An 18,358-nucleotide genomic window follows, 5' to 3' on the forward strand; every position below is an offset into this window, starting at 1 on the left:
AACGGAGTCTCATGACCAGTACAATGAAGAAGCACTCGATAAAAAGATCAATGTCTTTCACCAGGTCTAGCGCGCAGAAGGACGCACGCCAATCGGTGGCCATAGCGCTTGTTGCCGCAACCAATGCTTTTGACACAGACGCCGCAGTTGCTCTTTTTGCGCCTGCCGCTCTGATCGACGACCCATCGACAGAACAGGTATTCCATGGCCGTCGCGGCATTCGTAAGTACATCGAAAGCTATTTCGTCGGCTACGACACGGTCGCCCGGATACTCGCATTGAACCACGCAGATGAGCTGTGTAGCCGCCTTCGACTCGATTTCACTGGCGACTTCGGACATGAGATTGGCCAAATGGTGTTGAGATTCGATGCGGGCGGATTGATCGTGCATCTCCATGCGGAGCTTGAGTAGCAAATACACGCAGGCGAACGCGAGGGACAAAGTCCGCTCTTTTTCCTGCCAGGGTGACAATGCGGCAGGCAGCTTCGATGGCTGGGAGGCATTCCAGGTATGGCGTGGTCGATGGGAACGTGTGGCTGTGAAGCCTGCCTAGGTCGCGTCATCGCTTGCCTGCGCGAGAACGACGACCTTGAGCAGCGTCAAACAGGTGTGTTTAATCTTGCAAGCTGTGCATTAACGTCGATGGTCTGGTTCGGTTGCAGGGTGCCGAAGTTCAGTGCCACGCTTTTCTCGAACACCAGGCAAAGCGTTGAGCCGCCGTAGTTGAAGTAGCCCAGCTCATCGCCTTTGCTGACGTGCTGGCCATTGGCAGCAGTCTGCGTCAGTGAGGAGATTTCCGTGATGCCGATCGGCATCACGAAGACGGTGCCCAGGCGCGCGTCGTCGGCAGCAATGGAGACAATGCCTCGATTATTGACTGCCGATCCATAGACCTGCGATGTCACACCTGCGTCCGGATCGAAGCTGCTGTCTTCGTTTTCGCTGAAAAGTAGTCCGTTGACATTCTCGTAAGTGACCACGCCATCGACCGGCGCATGCCAGCGGTGATAGTCCGCTCCACTCAAGAAGATCTGCACCACCGTGCCTCCCACAAAGCGCTGCAGCAGAGCTGCATCCGGGTTGGCGAGCATGTCCTGCAAGGAGTAGCTCTGCTCCTTGATCCAGAACACGGCGCTCTGTTGCACGTCGGTTGCGATGCGATACACCGTGCCGTCGTTGGGCGAGGTGATGATGCTGGCGTCGCCTTCCCCAGCTAGCGGGCGACAACTGGCCTGAATTTCGCGATGAAAAAAGTCATTGTAGGATTGAAAGCCGCCGTGCTCGGCGTCCCAGTCGATGACAAAATCGGCAAGCTTGAATTCGGCGATGGCGGCTGTGCCTAGCCAGCCGACATTGGGATCTCGGTTGAGCACCCAGCAGCTGGCCTGGCTGTCGAGATACGCCGCCCAAGTCTTCAGAATCGCCCTCAGTGCTTCATTGAACGATGCGAGTCGGAAGAGGGCTTTGCCTGCGGGCGTTGCCATCATGTCGACAAACAGCGCCGACATCGGGAACAGAACCCGTGCGTTCTTGTCGACGTTGTATTCGGGCGCCGTGGTGCAGATGACATCGAGCTGGGCCAACATGTCCTGGATGGAGGAAATGTTCTTCGTAAAAGCACCGGTCTGGTCGATAGCCTCGGTGACATACATGCGCACGATGCCGTTGGCGTCAATCAGGTCGGCCATGTCCTGCACTGCCTTATTGACGTAGCCAGGTCCTTGAGCGCTGCGTAGCCGGTCAGCTTTTTCGCGAATGAGCGCGTGCCACGCGGTCAATCCGCTGCGGTCTTCCGGAAGATATCCGGCCAGCGCGCCGAAGCTGCATTGATAGTGCACGTCCAACAACGGTGCGGTAACGCCAGGCATGCGAATGTCCTCGGTCGGAGTGTTGAGCAAATCTATAGGTCGGTGGGTTCAGTGGTTGCTGATGGGGACGTCAGCTCCACCAGGCTCGATGCCTGAGCAGTGGGCAGCCATAGCGCAAGCAGGGCGTGCAGTTCGCCTGCCGTTCGTCCAGTGCGGCGTGCCGCCGCCTGTGCGCATTCGATGAGCGTGCGCGGACGGCGCGCCGCGTGGCGCAAGGCGAAGAATTGCCAGTCGGTGAGCGGTTCAATCCCGACGCGGTAGCGGTGACGGTGCACGGTAAGGAAGGTGTGGCCAGCGATGGGGAATTCATTCGGGCGTTCGCCCGACAGCCACCTCCGAAAGCTCTCCGGTGTGTGAGACACGACGGTCAGCCTGGTGGTCGCAGGCAGGCGCACAACGCAGGGCACTCCCATTGCGAGCACCGCTGCATTCATCCGTGTATCGACGTCTGCGTCTTCCAGTCCCCGCGCGCGGCTGGCCTCGGAGAGTGCCCGCTCGATCCAAGCCAGCTCGAGCGGAAAGCGTTGGCGTTGCTGCCCGGGGCGAGACCGTTGCGAGGCACGAAGAAAGTGGGGGAGACCTGCACCCAGCGCATGCAAAGTGGGAGAGCGTGAGGGATGTTCCCTCAGGTACGCGCGTGCGAAGAACGCGAACAGTTCCTGGCCAAGCAGGCGCGATAGCGCTGGATAGTCGCATTGCAGGCATTCGATCAGCCTGAGCCAATAGCCATTGGCGTAGATAGCCAGCCGTGCATGCGGATCGACACCAGCAGGCGTAGCAACGAGTGTGTGGAGATCCAGGCCCTGTCCGGCAAGCGCGGATCTAAGACCTTCTTTCAGCCCAGCCGCATGTGTGGTTGCCGTCAGCATCCAGCGTTGCACCTCGCCAAGCGGCGTGGCGCTCTGGCGGCCCGTTGGAGAACTAAGCATCCAGACGCTCCACCTGGGGATGGTGGAGGGGCGTGGAAACTGCTTGCTCGGCTGCCACCGGAGTTGCCGTTGCCGGCATGCTGCCTTCCATGACCTGGCGCGCCTTGTCCAGCTCGCGCAGGAGCCCGTCGTAGTCAGGCAAGTTGGCGTCCCATTCCAGCAGTGTCGAGACGCCGCCGGTCAGTTGCTGCGCAAGTGCATATAGCTCCCACACGCGGGCGGGCACGGGTTGGTCGTGCGTGTCGACCAGGCAGTCGCCGTATTGCGTCGGTCCTGCCAGGTGGATCTGCACCACCTGTTGATGCGGCAGCGAGCGAAGATACACCTCTGGGTCGAAGCGATGGTTGTGAGCACTCACATAGACATTGTTGACGTCCAGCAGGATGCCGCAACCGGTGCTCTCGGCCAGGCGTGACAGAAACTCCCACTCCGGCATGGTCGACGTCTGGAACTGCACATAGCTGGATGGGTTTTCCAGCACCAGCGCTCTGCCGAGCACGTCCTGCACCTGCAAAACCCGATCGCGCACATGAACGAGCGACTCTGCATTGAAGGGCAGGGGGAGCAGGTCATGCGAGTTGTGCGAACCGAGTCCGGTCCAGCACAGATGATCGGACACCCAGACGGCGTTGATGTCTTCCGCAAGCTGTTTGAGCTTGTGCAGGTAAGCGGTGTCGAGCGGGGTGTTCGAACCGATCGACAAGCTGACGCCATGCATCACGATGGGGACCTCGACCGCCAGCTTGCTCAACATGGCTCGCTGGTAGCCGGCGTCGTCGAGATAGTTCTCGGAAATGATTTCGAACCACTCCACCCGCGCTCCCCCGGCCAGGATGGCCGGGAGATGCTGCGGCCGAAGTCCCACACCGAATCCGAGATTGGGTAAGCCCAGTCGGGGTAGGGCATGCGTTCTTCCATGCCCTGGACATGGTGCGGCTGCGTTGGACATGCGTGCATCACCATGTCGGCCGTCAGGTGGAAGGCGGTAGGGCAATGCGCAGGTCCGTCGGATTGGGCTTGGTGCCAGGCGGCAGTTGGCGGTTGGCCATGACCTTCTCGAACGCCTGCCATGCGATATCGTAGACCGAATCGCCCACAGCGAAGGGCAGTTCCGCTATTGGCGTGGGAGTATTATCCGAACCAGTGAAATCGAACAGTTCCATCGTGCCGGCGGTGGGATACAGCTGCGAGGCGGAAATGGGCACGGCGCATCCACCCAACCCTGCGCATTTGTTGTCTGCGGGCGCGCTGAAGAAGTCCGGCAGACCGCAGCTGCCACCTACCGCAGCAGCACGTGGCGCAGATTGGCCACAGCCGCCGCGTCCTCCGATCGACTGCGAGCAGTTGCCGCCTCCGCTCACCGAATGAGCAAAACCGCAGCCTCCCTGGGTGGCGCAGGTGTTGGAGCCCTTGCAGCTGTGATAGATGGCCGGCGCCGCACAGTTCCCGCCGGATGCATCCAGTGCCAGGCCCTGGCAGGCATGTTGCAGGGCGCTGATCGGCTGCGCCGCCACTCCTTGCCGCAGGGTTGGCGCGCTGCCATACACGGCCCAATACAACCCCATGCGGTCACCCGAACCGACCATGGAAGGGAACGGGAAGTCGACAGACAGATCGCCCCAGGATTTGGTCAGCACGGTGGTGATGCCGGCAAGCGCGCCCTGTGCGACATTGTCCAACCCGACCGGATCAACCAGCTTCAAGTTGTTGAGCGCAGTCGCCACCTCCGACGGCTTGGGGATGGTGGTCGGTGCGGTGGCGGGGTCGAAGTCGGCACCGGTGAGCAGCGCCTCTGTCCAGACGTTGCCGGACACTGCGTGCCATTCACTCCACGTCTCCACCTGGTCGACCAGATCAAGCAGTTGCTCGAAGCGCTCGTAATGATCCTGCCCGCCATTGCTCGATCGCGCAGCCGCATCTGCCGAGGGGGCGGGCTCACCGCTATCGGTGTAGGACGGATAGTTGTTGGCTAATGCCGCTTCGTCGGGCTGGAACTGCACGATCACGCTGTTGAGGGTCGCAAGCGTGGCGCCCGTCTCCAGTGCGCGCTCGTGGATCATGCCCAGGAACGCGCTGGTGGTTTGCCAGTCGATCCCACCTTCGCCTTGATCGCAGATGGCATACATCATGTAGATGGCCTGCGCTGCGGCGGCCAGGGACTGCGTTTCGGTGATCTGGGTGTTGAGCTGCGGGTATTCTTTTTGGATCTTGCTGGTGACGCCATTGAACAAATCGCGCTGACCTGTGGGGCCTGCAAACACCTTTTCCCACAAGGTCTGGCCGTCTTCGTATTTGAGCGTGATGTATTGGAAGATGCAAAAATACATCCAGCCGATGGTCCCGAATTTCGGCAGGTCCACTTCCGTATTCGTCGCAGTCCAGCCATTGAACGGCACGGTCGGGAAATAGGTTGTTTCAAGCACCGAGGGCTTGATCTTGACGCGTGCAGTATCGTGGTTTTCCTCGATCACCGTAAACAGCGCCACTTGCGCGTCCGTCAATCCTGCAAGGTCGACAGTCAATCCGCTACCCACTGTGCCGTCTTCCAGGTCTTGCAGATCGATGATATGCGGAATGACGGTTTGCGACGGGCCGTAGCAGATCCAGTTGTGGTTGGCGTCCTGGAGCAGCGGGCTGTTGAACGTCGGGGTAACACCGACCGCGCCACACAGATTTGCGGCCATCTGAAGATGCAGCATCTCATCGATAAACACGGAGAACAGCAAGTTATAGGCGCGTTGCGGAGCAGTCGTCTCAGGCGGAGCGCCCACCGGTAGCGTTCCGGTCGCCATGCCCGGCCAGCGGCGGCCTTTGTAATAGGAAATGCCGTTGGCATTGATCGCGTGCGTGCCCTGGATGGATTTCATCGTGCACATATACAGCGGCACGGTGAAGAGCTCTACATTCACCGCAGCCTGGACCAAGGCCTGCAGTGCGGCTTTGTCGGCGTCGAGGTTCGAAAGGGGCTGGTTGACGATCTGGCGGGGAGTGCTGGAAATGACTCCCGATAGGGCATGCGTTTCGGTCGCGCTCATACAAACCTTCTCCATAGTGTCCTAGCATTTGGCTGGGTGGCGAGATTGCATGCATCTGAAGCGCATCCATCCGTCCCAGTGGCGACGAAAACTGCATCCGTTCGCGCAGTCCTTGCGTCTAGGCTCATTGGGAGATCGAGGGCGCTCTTTTGGTTTCTTGAGACCCTCTGGAGATGTCGTAGGTTGCTTCGACGTATATGCCCGGCTCCGGGGCGAGTCAATTGCCCAGTGCGCCTGGAAATGACAATGCGTGATCAAGCCGACCGGGATTCCGTGACCTAGCACATCTGTGGCACCGCCAGGCACATAGGGTGCCGTGCCGGCATCAATTCAGTCGTTGGCCTTGAACGATGAGTCTCGCACTGACTTCGACCTGAGCGCTTGAGCCCGGTTCCAGACCTGCCACATCCGAGTTCATGCCGCACTCCAATACATTTCGCATAATGTATAGAGGGTCGGTTATCACGACCGGCGAGAGGGCCGCCAGCAGCGCCTCATGCGCCCCTGCGTGCATGCCGACTGCCACCAGTGCGAGCGCCCCGATCACCGTAGTGACCGGGGACAGTCTGTCCCACAGCGCACTCCACGCCTTCTTCTCTGCCGGCGATGCTGCCTCTTCCTGGCGCACCTTCACGGCCAACGCCGGATCGGCCTGTGCCAGTTCAATGAGCGCCATTAGGTGTGTGTCTGTGATCTTGCCGCCTTTGCGCCACACCGAAACCGAATTCCGCGACACGCCAAGCGACAGCGCAACACTGTTGTCTGAGTCGCGCGAGCATGCTTTGCGCGCCGTGTCAAGTAATTTATTTATGGTGTCCACGTCATATACCGTTTGACATAAGTGTCCTTTCTCATGTTACATGCACCTCGTGTCCTACGCCGTATGACACCGCGCCCCCGGCTCCCCTCCGGGGTCCGCGTCAAGGGGCAGGGGATAGGGGCTTCATGGACACAAACGCACTTGCACTGATCGGCGCTTCCGCGCTGACCGTGATTGTCGGCCTCGCCCGATTGGTCGCCTGGATTCTTGACCGTCGCGCCGAAGCTGCGCTGCGCGCACACCGCGAACAGGTCTTCATCATCGAAAGCTACGCCGATCTGGTCGCATCGTCTTTGGCGGTGGACTACGTTGATCCCTGTGTAGCTGCTGCTGAGGAACGCGCCGAACTCATGGCGGATGCGACCTCTGGCTATTGGTATGGGCGGTCCGTCGCATGAAGGAGTTCGCAAAGTGCATCGGCTACGTGTGGGCGCTCGCTGCCTTCATCTCCCTTTTCATCATCGGTGCCTACTACCTGCCTGAGCCGTGGACATGGGTCTGTGGCGTGTTCTTGTTCCTGACGCCTGCCGGTCTGATCGCGTATTTCTCCGGTGTCGGCCATGACTGACGCTCCGTCTGTGCAGTGGCTCATCTCCGCTGCTCGTGTGCACGGCGGTCCACGCATTTACGTGTTGACCATCGTCGTCAACGGCAATGCTGTCGAACAGAGTTATTTCGCATCGCGCACCGATGCTGCCGATGCCCGTGATGCTGCCATGGAGTTCTATCGTGGCTGACGGCACGTGCTCTTTCTGCGGCGACACCACTGCCTATTTTTTCCCAGGCCGGTTGTGCCTTGCATGCACCTCGAAAAACGCACGGATTCGAATGCAGGAACAGCCCACGCAATCGCGTGAGTTGTCCGCTTTCGATGCATCTGTTGGCGTCATGCAGGCCGCTACGCGCCGCACTGAAATCGCCGCAGAGAAGATCCAAAAGAACAAGCGTGTGGTCGGCACAAGCGTGCGTGAGTTCGACGCTGCCCATCCGATCGCATTGACCGCTGAGGGCCAGCGCGCAGCGCTGGCCCTTGGGCTTGTCCATTACAAAACAAGTGACACGCGGGCCTCTTCGACCGGCACCGTGACCATCGAAATCGACCCGCTGCAAGCGCGGGCGCAACGGCTGCGAAAGTCCGTGATTACCGGAGCACGTCTGCATGACCAGGAAGCGAAAAAAGGCTCCTTCCGTGGTGCGTGGTATTTCCTCACGCTCACCTACCGTGATGGAAGCGACAGCAGCCCTCGTGACGTTAGCGAACTATTTAAACGCATGCGCGGCCACTTCAATCGCCTTAAATCTGGGCGCGCACGGTGGAACCGTGAAAGCTTTCGTTACGTATGGGTCGGAGAGCTCACCCAGCGATTCCGTCCGCACTACCACGTGATGCTGTGGGTTCCCACTGGCATGTATTTCGGCAAGGTCGATCAACGCGGCTGGTGGCCACATGGCACAACGCAAATTGAGAAAGCCCGCAACTGCGTCGGGTATCTCGCGAAATACGCGAGCAAGTTCACTGCCCTTACAGCTGGAGCTTTTCCCAAAGGCTTCCGCACCCATGGCATTGGTGGACTTGATACCGAATCCAAGCGCGAGTTGCGCTGGTGGAAAGCCCCGAAAGATGCGCGTGAAGCTCTCGGCGGGGAAGCGGATATCCGCAAAGTAAAGGGCGGATGGTTCGACAGGCTTACCGGAGAGTTCTGGCCGTCTCCGTGGAAAGTCACATTCATTTTCGGCCGGACATTCGCCTGGAAGGTAGTCCAACTATGAAAGTCCAAGTCATGAGTTCCGCTGTCGCTGTTCGTTCCTTCCCTGCGCGCGAGGGTAAGCCCGCGACGCATTTCCGTGAGCAGACCGCAGCGGTGTTGCGGGAGGGAGATTTCCCGCTGCCGTTCACCATTGGCCTTGATGAGGATCAACCCCCTTACGGCGAGGGCTTTTACATCATCGATCCCAAGTCGTTGCAGAACAATAAATTCGGCGGTCTCGAGTTTGGCCGTCGCATCCGGCTGGTGCCTGATCTCACTGCAAGGCTGCAACAGCAGCCCGCAAAGGCCGGCTAATCCATGGCGATGTGCGTAGCCCTGCAAGCGGACGGCACGTTGGTGCCCACCGGCCAATCGGTTGGCGAGTGCAGCGGCTACGTACTCGTCAGTGGTAGCGAATACAGCGTGTATGCGCTGGTGCAAGAAGCGTTCGCAATGCCCAGCAAGGAGGACGCCGTAGCGTGGTCCACCGGCTGCTGTGGCCTTGTGATCGTGTGGTTCGTCCTGGGACGCCTCGCCGGCAGCGTCGCAGGCATGTTCAACGACCGGTAAATCAATCAATCAATGAGGAGAGTTAAACATGGGTGACATTCTGGCTGGCGTGAGCGGTGCTGAAGCTGCAACCGCGATGATCGCAGCGGCCGCAATCATTGCCTTGGTGGGCTTCACCAAGTGGGGTGCTAAGAAGGTTGCAAGCTTCTTCGGCTAATTGTGGTGAGGGTAGGGCGGCGCTTCGGTGTCGCCCTCTCTCTTTCAGGGTAGGGCGATGATCGTTCTCTTGTTCTGTGGATTTATGGGCGCGCTGTGTGGGTGGGCAGGCGTCAAGGGTTTAGACGCGTGATAACTGTTCGCCTTGTCGCGTGCATCCTTGCGGGTGCGTTCTGGTCATGCGCGTTTAGCGCCAATGCCGCCATGTGTAGAGATTCGGCTGACGCCTGCGATCAAGGGCAGGCGTTTTTGGCTGCTCGCATGCTGGCCGATCAGCGCGGCGTTGATTTGTGCAAGCTAGTCGGCGGTTCCAATTCGCTTTACAAGGGGCCGGATGTTGTTGCCGACAGTGCTGGCATTTATAACGCACAGGCGACGTGTAGCATTGGTGGGCCTGCTAGTGCTGGTTCTACGTTTTACAGCAAAACGTGTGCCCAGCGTCCCCCGTTGATTGGTGCGTCTTCTTCCGATGGCAGCGGTTTTAGCTGCGATGACGGCTGCTTCTACAACTTCACTGTTGGTGCTTCAGGCGGCAGCGGCATGTATCCCAGCGGTGCCACTTGCTCCGCAGGCGACGCGCCGCCTTCTACTCCGGGCGATGACGGCGGTGATGGTGACGGCGGCAGCGATGGTGGTGGAGATGGTGGCAGTGACGGTGGTGGAGACGGTGGAAGCGATGGCGGTGGTGACGGCGGCAGTGATGGTGGTGGAGACGGTGGCAGTGATGGCGGTGGCGACGGCGACGGCGATGGTGATGGCGACGGCGACGGCGACGGTGACGGTGATACTCCTGGCGATGGTGACGGCACTACGCCCGGTGAGGGTGAAGGCGGTGAGGGCGCTCCCATGTCCGAGCTCTACAAAAAAAGCGGCAAGACTGTTGAGTCTGTGCTGAGCAAATTCAATACGCAGGTGCGTGGCACGCCCATGGTCGCCGGCATCACGGACTTCATGACCGTGCCCTCGGGTGGATCGTGTCCGGTGTTTTCGCTGCGCGCGTCGAAGTTTTGGGACGCCATGACGATCAATTTTCACTGCGGCGGCGATTTCCTGGCGTTCTTGCGCGCGGCGGGCTGGGTGATCCTCGCGATTGCTGCGTACGCTGCTCTTCGCATTGCTGTGACCTGAGGACGACGATATGCAAGCAGGTTGGTTCAACGATTTGACCGCATGGCTGTGGCGTGCCGTCAAACTGGTATGGCAGGCGGTTGTCGATTTCGTTGGCGACCTGTTCGTCATGTGGCTTGAACAGTCGCTGGCGGCCATTCTCTACGTGTTGACGTTGCTGCCCATGCCGGACTTCATGAAGGGCCAGAGCATTGGCGGTATGCTCGGTAACGCCGGCAGCACAATCTTGTGGTTCGCCGATGTGTTCAAGATCGGTCCCGCGTTGGTGATGATTGGTGCGGCCATGGTGTTCTATTTGTTGCGTCGCGTTCTGACGGTCGGGATTTGGTGACATGCTAGTTTTCAACGAAGGTGTGCCGCGTGCCGGCAAGAGCTACGACGCGGTAAAGAATCACATCCTCCCCGCGCTCAAGAAGGGCCGGCGCGTGTTCGCACGTCTCAACGGCTTGCGGTTTGATCGCATTGCTAAGCACCTGGGCATTGCCGAAAGCGATGTGCAAAGCCTGCTCGTTTTGGTCGATACGAAAAACGTGACCAAGCTTTTTGCGTGCACGCAGGATGAGTCGGGCAAGTGGTGCATTCCGGACGAGTTCAAAGATGCGTTAGTCGTCATTGATGAGGTGCACGAGTTCTACGTCAATGAGCGCAAGCCGCTCGCGCCGGCAGTGGAGAATTTCTGGGCGCTGCTCGGCCAGAACGGCGGCGATGCGGTCATCATGACGCAATGGATCAACCGCCTGCACTCGGCGGTCAAGGCGCGCATCGAGAAGAAAAACACCTTCCAGAAGATGACCGCCATCGGTATGAAGGGCCGGTATCGCGTGACGTATTTCCACACCACTTCGCCGGGCAAGTTTGAGAAGGTGGGCGGTCAGACGCTCAAGTACGATCCTGCGATTTTTCCGCTGTATGACGGCTATGCCCCTGGTGCCGAAAACACGGAGGTCTACGAAGAGGGCGGCAAAAACGTCTGGGCGGCGATGGCGGTGCGTGCTGCCATCTTCATCGTCGTGGGTGTTGTTGGCATCTACTTCTTCGTGCACTACTTCACCAAGGATCGTTCCGATCCGAACAAGCCGGTGGCCTCGGCCAGCCAGACCAACAAGCCCACGCACGTGGGTGCGGGCTTGGCAAATGGCGCGCCAAGCGTGCCGATCCAGCCGCCGCCGCCCGATCCGCTTGCCGATCTCACGCAGGAACAGCGCTATGTCGCCGAGCTTGCCAACAAGGGCCGCATTCGGCTGTCGGCGCGTGCGCGGGTAGGGGATCAGGACCGGGCCTGGGTCCAATGGATCGATGAGAGCAACAACGTCATTGAGGAATTGGACCTCACGCAGCTGCGCGCCCTGGGCTACAGCGTCAGCGTCGTCACGTACGGCGTTCGCCTGTCAGCAGGCAAGCACATAATGGTGGCCACCGCGTGGCCCTGGACCGCGCCCATACGTGAGAAGGACGCACGGCTCTACAACATGGCCCCCGATGGGAGCGGCGGCGCTGCTGGCGTTGCGACCGTAGGGAGTGACGGCGGCGGCGCTGACCGCGACCGGGTGCGAGGCGGTGTCATTGAGTACGGGCCGCGTACGCAGGGCACGTTCCCGGACAACAAGGCCTACACCACGAACACCACGACGCCGGCCACTACCTTGCAGATGTAGGTAGAATCCCGCTCTCAAGGGGAGGGCGTATGGATATTCGTGCGTTTCTTGTTGTGCTCTTCGTGGCTTCCGCTCCGGCCAGCGCCCAGCAGGTTTTCAAGTGCGTGAACGGTGCGCAAGTCGTTTACCAGTCGGCTCCGTGTGCAGGCGTTGCCGCAAAGCAATGGGATGCTCAGCCTGAGCCGGATAACCCGGCGTTGAGGCAAAGGCTTGCCCGTACCGCTGAGCAGCTTCGCGCCCGCAATGCTTCTCCTGTTCGTTCCGGTTCTGGGACCTATGTGGCTGCCAGTTCTTCCAAGGATCGCTATGCCTGTGAGGTTGCCAAAGAGGGGCGTCGTGCAGCCTATGAAGCTGCCGGCGTGCATCGCTCTTTCGCGCTTTCCAGCTATTGGGACAACGCAGTCCAAGACGCCTGCAAATAACCCAGGGGTGTAGGGGCATAGCCCCTACGGATAACGCCTTACCCGCGCCGTGGACCTCGTGGCCCACGCGTCCTACGGATCACCGTCGATCGATCGGCGGACCCCGCGCCATCCACCACTGATAGCCGCATTTCACGCCTGCGCCGGAGCACGTCCCGCAGGTAGATCACCTCGGCCGGCCTGGCATGCCACACGCGCTCGCGTTCCTCGGCCATCATCAGCGCCCACTCGCGGGCGATGTTGCATGTGAGCGACCAGTACCGCATTCCCACCGGGTCGATATCTCGGCCTTCGGGAGTGAAAAACCGATGCCCCTGAAAACCAAAACCGGCCCAAGGGCCGGTTAGGTCTACGCGATCGTAGGTGTCTAGCGTCATTGTCCAGTCCGCTTCCTGTGGAGGGACCAGCATTGATAGGCCGCCAGGGCGCACAGGAGCGTCAACAGCCCACTTCGCATAATGTATATTATGTGAACCCGATCCATAGCCAGGCGAAGTACTTCACCCATCAACCGCCCACCATAAGACCACGTCGGTGAGCTGTACCAGTTGCAGACATCGATCTCGCGTGCTGCCTGCAGCCACTGCTCCCCGTCTTCCAGGGCTTCGGCTGCAGGCGTGTATTTGCCGTTGGCCAGGTCGCCCTCGAACTGTTGGGCGAACTCATTCATCGATGACGCCAGCAGCTCAGGTCGCCACACGGGCGGCAACGGGCAAAATCGGTTCCGGTGACAATGCGCTGCGTGTGCATCGTCATCACCGGCCGAATTCCCTCGTCCGCAAAGTGCGCTGCGACGGGCTCGGTGTTCTGATCGCGCTTCACGGCATTCAGCACTTCATCCACGCTCATCAGTGAAAGTCCGCGCGCAACAAGCGGCCTGCGTTGGTTGACTAGGCGACGCAGAGCAAGGGCCGCCAGGTGTCAGGGCACTGCGTAAGACAGCAGGCTCAATACCAGTAGATGCCCCACGTAGTAAAAATAGAACGCCCGGCGCGAGCGCGGAACCGGTATGCGCACTTTCGCAAGTAACAGCAATGGCAGCGCCAGCAACCCCCAAGGGGTGTCGTTGACCAAGCACAGCAGCGCCACCGGCAACACTATCAGCACCAGCGCCAGTACGCCCCTGGACAGGCGCCACTGCCATGGGTCACGCCAGAACACCCACGCGCACAGCACGATTGCCAGCCCGCTCCATCGATAGTCGACCGCCGTTGGCGCCAGAAGCGCGCATAAAGCAAAGAAAACCCAGCGGCCGCGCTCGATCGCCAGAATGCAGACTGCCGCCAATGCAAAAGACAGCAGAACGTTCAGCGGAAAAACGCGCTGAAATGCGATAGCTGAAACCGGCGTGGCGATAAGACCCCAGAGAAACAGCCGCTTTACAGACTTCTCGACATCCGCCTTGGGCTGGGCAAGGTTATAGGCGAGCACCAGCGCAAACAGCGGAAATGCCACCCGCCCTAATTCTGTCACGACTGGCACGTATCCAATCGCAAGAACCTTCAAGACGTGATCGCCTGTCATGAAGGCGGCAGCTAACCACTTGAGGAATTCGCGTCCACCACTGGTCACCGTTACATCTCGCCTTGTGGGTCGGATGCCCGCTGTTTTCTACCGGTCGTTCCAGGAAGCAGACGCCAATTCCCTCGGCGGCGTCGCCGGCATTGATCACCGAGCCGCAGGATCATTCGCCATCACCGCACCGCTCCGTTGTCTTCCTGCAACTCGCGCTTGAACGGCACATCCGGCGGCGGCCTGGCGGTGGCCGGTTGGTCGTTGAGGTTGGGGTCGCTCAGACCGCAGCCGCCACCCAATTGCAGCAGCGACACCACGCAGCTGATCTTGGTGGTGGTGCCCGGAATCGGAATCTCGATCTTCTTCAGTCCGCGGCGCACCCATTCCTGCAACAGCGACTGGTTCGGCATCCAGTACTTGTCCAGTGAGGTGGGCGTGTAGCCATACGGCGGCCGCTTGAGCCAGGTGCCGCCCTGGGCGATCTGGTCCCGGGTCCAGGTGTCGGTCTCGCTGCCCGGCGGCCCACGATCCCCCGCGCCGCTGCCGGTATCGCCGCTACCGGCCACCCGCACACTGCCGTCGCTGTTGAAGACGCCATCGCGTTGGCCGTTCGCGCCGCTGCTGTCGCCACGCCGGTTGCGGTCGGATTTACTCCAGTCGTCGGCACTGGCCGCGACATCCCAGCCGCCGCTACGGTCGGCCGCTTGCGGGCCGGCCTTGCTGCTGGCAACGGGCGTGGCAGCGGAAGAGGCTGCCGCCTTGTCAGCTTGCGCAGGTGTGGCCGATCTGGCCTGCGCAGTCTGTGTTGCCGAGCTGGCTGGCGAAGGCTGCGCAGCAGGCGGGCTGGCCGTCGCCGACGAGGTCGCCGGCTTGGCTGGTACCGGTTGAGCTGGAGGCGCGGGCGGTACCGGAGTTGGTTCTGGCACGCTGGGCAGTTCGGTGGCACGCACCGCAACCTCGGGCATGCGCACGCTGGGGGCGAGCTCGCGCGGCCGGATCACTGGCGCGCTGCGCTGGGGTTGGTCGGGCACCACGATCTCGCGCTCGCGTACCGCCGGCACCGGTGCAGCGCGCACCGCCACGGCAGGCGCGGGGCGCTGCAGCTCGCGCAGTGCCGGCCGCTCGGTCACGGTCTGGATATCGCGCTGACGCACCTCGATCTGCGGTGCCGACGGCGCCACGGAACGTGGCATCACGGTGATGCTCGGCGGTGGTGGCACCACGAAGTCTGTCGTGGCAATCGGTGTTTCGGTCACCTGCAACGGCGATTCGATCATGACTGGCGGCGCCTGCACCGTCACTTGCGGCACCTCAGGCGCCACCGGTTCGCTGGCAGCAGCGACCGCCGGTTCGGGGGCGGTATCCGTCGCCTGCGCCGTGCTGGCGGACTCAGTGGGTTCGGTTGCCTGCGGCGGCACCGAAGGTGGTGGCGTCGTCCCGCTTGCTGCGCTGGCGTCCTGCGCCGTGGCCGCCTCGCCGGCGGCAGGCAGCGAGGTTGCGGACGGTTCCCCTTGCCCGCCTCCCTGCTCGGCCGCGCCATCGCCGATGAACGTCATCCGCACCCGCGACTCCTCGCCTTGGGTGGTCTCCTCCGGGGCCCAGCGCACGGCGACCACCCAGATCAGCAAGGCGATAAAGCCGATGTGGATCAGCAAGCTGCCCAGCAAGGCGAGCCAGTGCTGCGTGCGCTGATCGCGCGGGCGTGGTTCCCAGTGTTGCCACCACAGGCTGCAAAATGCCTGGAACGGCGTCAGCAGCCGCGCAGCGCCAGTGCCATCCGCAGTCGATGGACGCGCCAGCAGCACATCCGTCACATGGTCATCGTTGAATGGCGCCACTGCATCGCCACGGCTGCGCATCCAGATCGCCCAGCCGTATGGCAGCCCGGTGCGCCGATCCAGAATGAGCTTGGCCGGCATGCGCGCGCGCAGTGCCTGCAGCAGATCGGCAGCCGTTGTCACCGGTGGTGCGGAATCAGGCCGCGCTGTCGCGCGGAATGTACGGGGCGTCGCCGGTGGCGTGATCGGTCGCATCGCGCACCGCGGTCACTCCGGGCACGCGCCCCATCAAGGTCTTCTCGATGCCCTGCTTGAGCGTGACATCGGCCATGCCACAGCCATGGCAACCGCCGCCGAAGCGCAGCAGCACCACGCCATCGGCGGAGACTTCCTGCACCGCCACGCGGCCACCGTGCGAGGCGAGCTGCGGGTTGACCTCGTTCTCGACCACCCAGCGCACACGCTCCACCATCGACGCCGATTCGGCCGGCGCCTCGCCCTTGATCTTGGGCGCCTTGATGGTCAGTTGCTGGTTGCCGGTGGATTGGGTGACGTAATCGATCTCGGCACCATCCACCCACGGCACGCTGGCGGCGACCACATATAAAGTGAAGCCGTCGCAATCGATCGCCCACTCATCGCCGTTGAGATCGGCCGGCTCTGCGAATTCGAGCCTGGCATCGGCACGCGGGGTCCCCGGGTCCACTGCGCTCAGGCGTACACCCATGCCGGGCACGCCCTCGCGTTCGATGAGCTTGCGGAAATAGGTCTGGGCTTTGTCGGATATCTGGATCATGCGGGTTATTCTAGCGCTCAATGCGCCCTCGCTCATGGAACACCGTGATCCTGGCGGGGCGCCGTCCGCCCATTCCTGCGAGACCGCCATGACCGATCTGATTCCCCTGGAGCAGGCCCACTGCCTCCCGCGCAAGGGCAGCGACCACAAACTGGGCGAAGCGCGCCTGGCCGAACTGCTCCCGCAGGTGCCCGGCTGGGAGCTGACCGAGGCCGGTACCGCGATCACGCGGACGTTCCGGTTTGCCGACTATTACCGCACCCTGGCCTTCGTGAATGCGCTGGCCTGGATCGCCCACCGCGAAGACCACCATCCTGACCTGGGCGTGCACTACGACCGGGTCGTGGTGCGCTATTCCACCCACGACGTGGGCGGGCTGAGCGAAAACGACTTCATCTGCGCCGCGAAGGCCGCGCAACTCTACCACCAGGGAGTCACTGCATGAGTATGTCTCGCGCCACCCTCGCCGGCCTGGCCCTGGCGGCCGGCCTGACCGGCTGCGGCAAGTCCTCGCAACAGCCGGCAGCGCCCACGGTGGCCCCCACCGAGCTGGCCGCGATAAAGACCCCGCCTCCGGAATACGCGCCCGAGCTGGCCTGCGCCGGCGTCGGCGGGACCAGTGTGCTGCGCGTGGTGATCGGAAACGAGGGCAAGCCCACCGATGTGTCGGTGACCCGGAGCAGCGGCCAGCCAGTGCTGGACGAGGCTGCGTTGAAGCGCGTGCGCGAATGGCAGTTCAAGCCCGCTACGCGCAATGGACAGGCAGTGCCGCAAACCATCCAGGTCCCGGTCGCCTTCAAGCCGCCGGTACCACGGCCGGACGAATGCTTCGCCATCGAAGAGCGGGCCCGGCGCGGCGGTTGAGCACGGCCGCTGCAGGCGCAGCGGGGTTCCGATATGCAAGGCGGGCCGAGGTGCCCGCCATTGCCTTGCATGACGACACACGCGTCGATGCGCATCGCCGCGACTATCGGCTTCATTGAGTGCCGGCGGCACCACGCGTTCGTCATTGCGGCATTGCCATCCTGCACCGCCGCTGCGCGGGTGCGTGATGCATTTGCCGCAGGACAAGGCTCCATTCCACGAGGTCGTCCCATCGCATGCTTGAGGTGTCGTCACACAACGTCTGGATCGCGCTGGCGGTCACCCTGGCCGCAGGCCTGGCTACCGGCCTGGGCAGCCTCATGGTGGTGTTCGCCAGGAAGCCCAACCCGCGCCTGCTCGCATTCGGGCTGGCATTTGCCGGCGGCGCGATGGTGTACGTGTCGTTGTCCGAGATCCTCAACAAGTCGATCGCTGCGTTTTCCAACGCCTACAACGACAAGCTGGGTTTTACCTTCGGCACGCTGACCTTTCTGGCGGGCATGGTGCTGATCATGGTGATCGACCGCCTGGTGCCCAACCCGCACCAGAGCCTGTCCACCGACGATCCGCAGTTTCGCGACGACAACCGCGCCTACATCCGGCGCGTGGGCCTGATGACCGCGATCGCGATCACCGCGCACAATTTCCCCGAAGGTCTGGCGACCTTCTTCGCCACCCTGGAAAGCCCGGCCGTGGGCATGCCGCTGGCGTTCGCTATCGCCATCCACAATATTCCCGAAGGCATCGCGATCGCGGTGCCGGTGTATTTCGCCACCCGCAACAAGTTCTATGCCTTCGGTGCCAGCCTGTTGAGCGGTCTGGCCGAACCGATCGGTGCCGGCATCGGTTATCTGGCGCTGGCGGACGTGCTGTCCGAAGCGGTGTTCGGCACGGTGTTCGGGCTGATCTCCGGGGTGATGGTGTTCCTGGCGCTGGACGAACTGCTGCCGGCCGCCAAGCGCTACGCAAAAGGTCACGAGACCGTGTATGGCCTGGTCTCGGGTATGGGCACCCTCGCCATCAGCCTGGTGTTGTTCCGCTTTGCCGCGCCTTAGACCAACGATTAGCTACC

At 61.7% G+C, this 18,358-nt stretch carries 26 protein-coding genes; 15 read left to right on the forward strand and 11 right to left on the reverse strand.

Features of this window, described 5'->3' with window-relative positions; genetic code table 11:
- Positions 1–11: 11 nt before the first annotated feature.
- On the forward strand, positions 12–413 hold the full coding sequence (locus tag XCSCFBP4642_RS24655; RefSeq protein WP_029219902.1) for a nuclear transport factor 2 family protein: 402 nt from the start codon (positions 12–14) through the stop codon (positions 411–413).
- A gap of 188 nt (positions 414–601) precedes the next feature.
- Here XCSCFBP4642_RS24655 and XCSCFBP4642_RS29660 read toward each other — a convergent pair whose 3' ends face one another.
- The 5 genes from XCSCFBP4642_RS29660 to XCSCFBP4642_RS26980 form a co-directional block, all read right to left on the reverse strand.
- Positions 602–1,870 carry a phosphatidylserine decarboxylase family protein gene (locus XCSCFBP4642_RS29660; protein WP_029219903.1) on the reverse strand — a complete coding sequence of 423 codons (1,269 nt, stop codon included), beginning with the start codon at positions 1,868–1,870 and terminating at the stop codon, positions 602–604.
- Between the two features lie 32 nt (positions 1,871–1,902).
- Complete coding sequence (locus tag XCSCFBP4642_RS0111470) at positions 1,903–2,799, reverse strand: HvfC/BufC N-terminal domain-containing protein (protein WP_228325752.1); 897 nt, start codon at positions 2,797–2,799, stop codon at positions 1,903–1,905.
- Complete coding sequence (gene bufB / locus XCSCFBP4642_RS0111475) at positions 2,792–3,613, reverse strand: MNIO family bufferin maturase (protein WP_029219905.1); 822 nt, start codon at positions 3,611–3,613, stop codon at positions 2,792–2,794. Before bufB ends, XCSCFBP4642_RS0111470 begins: the two co-directional genes overlap by 8 nt.
- A gap of 157 nt (positions 3,614–3,770) precedes the next feature.
- On the reverse strand, positions 3,771–5,834 hold the full coding sequence (locus XCSCFBP4642_RS0111480) for a ferritin-like domain-containing protein (RefSeq protein WP_029219906.1): 2,064 nt from the start codon (positions 5,832–5,834) through the stop codon (positions 3,771–3,773).
- Positions 5,835–6,159: 325 nt separating this feature from the next.
- Positions 6,160–6,654: a DUF3693 domain-containing protein gene (locus XCSCFBP4642_RS26980; protein ID WP_029219907.1), complete on the reverse strand. Its 495-nt coding sequence runs from the start codon at positions 6,652–6,654 to the stop codon at positions 6,160–6,162.
- Positions 6,655–6,779: 125 nt separating this feature from the next.
- On the opposite strand from XCSCFBP4642_RS26980, the gene XCSCFBP4642_RS0111490 reads away from it, so the two are divergent.
- From XCSCFBP4642_RS0111490 to XCSCFBP4642_RS26995, 11 genes are all read left to right on the forward strand, one after another.
- Positions 6,780–7,052: a hypothetical protein gene (locus XCSCFBP4642_RS0111490; protein WP_029219908.1), complete on the forward strand. Its 273-nt coding sequence runs from the start codon at positions 6,780–6,782 to the stop codon at positions 7,050–7,052.
- Positions 7,049–7,222, forward strand: coding sequence for a hypothetical protein (locus tag XCSCFBP4642_RS29410; protein ID WP_017118719.1), 174 nt, complete (start codon positions 7,049–7,051; stop codon positions 7,220–7,222). Before XCSCFBP4642_RS0111490 ends, XCSCFBP4642_RS29410 begins: the two co-directional genes overlap by 4 nt.
- The gene (locus XCSCFBP4642_RS28560; RefSeq protein ID WP_228325755.1) at positions 7,215–7,391 is read left to right on the forward strand and encodes a hypothetical protein; all 177 of its coding nucleotides are present in this window, start codon (positions 7,215–7,217) and stop codon (positions 7,389–7,391) included. The genes XCSCFBP4642_RS29410 and XCSCFBP4642_RS28560 overlap by 8 nt, the downstream gene beginning before the upstream one ends.
- A gap of 91 nt (positions 7,392–7,482) precedes the next feature.
- Complete coding sequence (locus XCSCFBP4642_RS0111505) at positions 7,483–8,424, forward strand: rolling circle replication-associated protein (RefSeq protein WP_029219909.1); 942 nt, start codon at positions 7,483–7,485, stop codon at positions 8,422–8,424.
- Positions 8,421–8,717, forward strand: a complete 297-nt coding sequence (locus XCSCFBP4642_RS24665; RefSeq protein WP_033898288.1) for a single-stranded DNA-binding protein — start codon at positions 8,421–8,423, stop codon at positions 8,715–8,717. The genes XCSCFBP4642_RS0111505 and XCSCFBP4642_RS24665 overlap by 4 nt, the downstream gene beginning before the upstream one ends.
- Positions 8,718–8,720: 3 nt before the next feature.
- Positions 8,721–8,972, forward strand: a complete 252-nt coding sequence (locus tag XCSCFBP4642_RS29415) for a hypothetical protein (protein WP_029219911.1) — start codon at positions 8,721–8,723, stop codon at positions 8,970–8,972.
- Between the two features lie 28 nt (positions 8,973–9,000).
- Positions 9,001–9,129 carry a Phi-Lf prophage-derived major coat protein gene (locus XCSCFBP4642_RS0111520; protein WP_029219912.1) on the forward strand — a complete coding sequence of 43 codons (129 nt, stop codon included), beginning with the start codon at positions 9,001–9,003 and terminating at the stop codon, positions 9,127–9,129.
- Between the two features lie 203 nt (positions 9,130–9,332).
- Positions 9,333–10,256, forward strand: a complete 924-nt coding sequence (locus XCSCFBP4642_RS30050) for an attachment protein (RefSeq protein WP_425480110.1) — start codon at positions 9,333–9,335, stop codon at positions 10,254–10,256.
- A 10-nt stretch (positions 10,257–10,266) separates the two neighbouring features.
- A complete protein-coding gene (locus XCSCFBP4642_RS0111535) occupies positions 10,267–10,587 on the forward strand; it encodes a minor coat protein (protein ID WP_029219915.1) in 321 nt (106 codons plus the stop codon).
- A gap of 1 nt (position 10,588) precedes the next feature.
- Entirely contained in the window at positions 10,589–11,911 is a 1,323-nt protein-coding gene (locus XCSCFBP4642_RS0111540) for a zonular occludens toxin family protein (protein WP_029219916.1), read from the forward strand.
- Positions 11,912–11,940: 29 nt separating this feature from the next.
- The gene (locus tag XCSCFBP4642_RS26995) at positions 11,941–12,333 is read left to right on the forward strand and encodes a hypothetical protein (RefSeq protein ID WP_029219917.1); all 393 of its coding nucleotides are present in this window, start codon (positions 11,941–11,943) and stop codon (positions 12,331–12,333) included.
- A gap of 38 nt (positions 12,334–12,371) precedes the next feature.
- Here the strand turns inward: XCSCFBP4642_RS26995 and XCSCFBP4642_RS0111550 are convergent, their stop codons facing one another.
- The 6 genes from XCSCFBP4642_RS0111550 to XCSCFBP4642_RS0111575 form a co-directional block, all read right to left on the reverse strand.
- Positions 12,372–12,710 carry a DUF3653 domain-containing protein gene (locus XCSCFBP4642_RS0111550; protein WP_029219918.1) on the reverse strand — a complete coding sequence of 113 codons (339 nt, stop codon included), beginning with the start codon at positions 12,708–12,710 and terminating at the stop codon, positions 12,372–12,374.
- A complete protein-coding gene (locus XCSCFBP4642_RS0111555; protein ID WP_029219919.1) occupies positions 12,707–13,003 on the reverse strand; it encodes a hypothetical protein in 297 nt (98 codons plus the stop codon). The genes XCSCFBP4642_RS0111550 and XCSCFBP4642_RS0111555 overlap by 4 nt, the downstream gene beginning before the upstream one ends.
- Positions 13,000–13,182, reverse strand: a complete 183-nt coding sequence (locus XCSCFBP4642_RS0111560; protein WP_029219920.1) for a hypothetical protein — start codon at positions 13,180–13,182, stop codon at positions 13,000–13,002. The genes XCSCFBP4642_RS0111555 and XCSCFBP4642_RS0111560 overlap by 4 nt, the downstream gene beginning before the upstream one ends.
- Before the next feature lie 72 nt (positions 13,183–13,254).
- Complete coding sequence (locus XCSCFBP4642_RS0111565; protein ID WP_029219921.1) at positions 13,255–13,905, reverse strand: TraX family protein; 651 nt, start codon at positions 13,903–13,905, stop codon at positions 13,255–13,257.
- A 122-nt stretch (positions 13,906–14,027) separates the two neighbouring features.
- Entirely contained in the window at positions 14,028–15,809 is a 1,782-nt protein-coding gene (locus tag XCSCFBP4642_RS0111570) for a hypothetical protein (RefSeq protein ID WP_029219922.1), read from the reverse strand.
- Between the two features lie 13 nt (positions 15,810–15,822).
- Positions 15,823–16,422 carry an NfuA family Fe-S biogenesis protein gene (locus XCSCFBP4642_RS0111575; RefSeq protein ID WP_029219923.1) on the reverse strand — a complete coding sequence of 200 codons (600 nt, stop codon included), beginning with the start codon at positions 16,420–16,422 and terminating at the stop codon, positions 15,823–15,825.
- Positions 16,423–16,510: 88 nt separating this feature from the next.
- Here XCSCFBP4642_RS0111575 and XCSCFBP4642_RS0111580 point away from each other — a divergent pair, with 88 nt between their 5' ends.
- From XCSCFBP4642_RS0111580 to zupT, 3 genes are all read left to right on the forward strand, one after another.
- Positions 16,511–16,867, forward strand: coding sequence for a 4a-hydroxytetrahydrobiopterin dehydratase (locus tag XCSCFBP4642_RS0111580; RefSeq protein WP_029219924.1), 357 nt, complete (start codon positions 16,511–16,513; stop codon positions 16,865–16,867).
- A complete protein-coding gene (locus XCSCFBP4642_RS0111585) occupies positions 16,864–17,286 on the forward strand; it encodes an energy transducer TonB (RefSeq protein WP_029219925.1) in 423 nt (140 codons plus the stop codon). Before XCSCFBP4642_RS0111580 ends, XCSCFBP4642_RS0111585 begins: the two co-directional genes overlap by 4 nt.
- A 236-nt stretch (positions 17,287–17,522) precedes the next feature.
- Positions 17,523–18,341, forward strand: a complete 819-nt coding sequence (zupT, locus tag XCSCFBP4642_RS0111590) for a zinc transporter ZupT (protein ID WP_029219926.1) — start codon at positions 17,523–17,525, stop codon at positions 18,339–18,341.
- The last annotated feature ends 17 nt before the right edge of the window (positions 18,342–18,358 follow it).

The sequence above is a fragment of the Xanthomonas cassavae CFBP 4642 genome (genome assembly GCF_000454545.1).
Classification (GTDB): domain Bacteria; phylum Pseudomonadota; class Gammaproteobacteria; order Xanthomonadales; family Xanthomonadaceae; genus Xanthomonas; species Xanthomonas cassavae.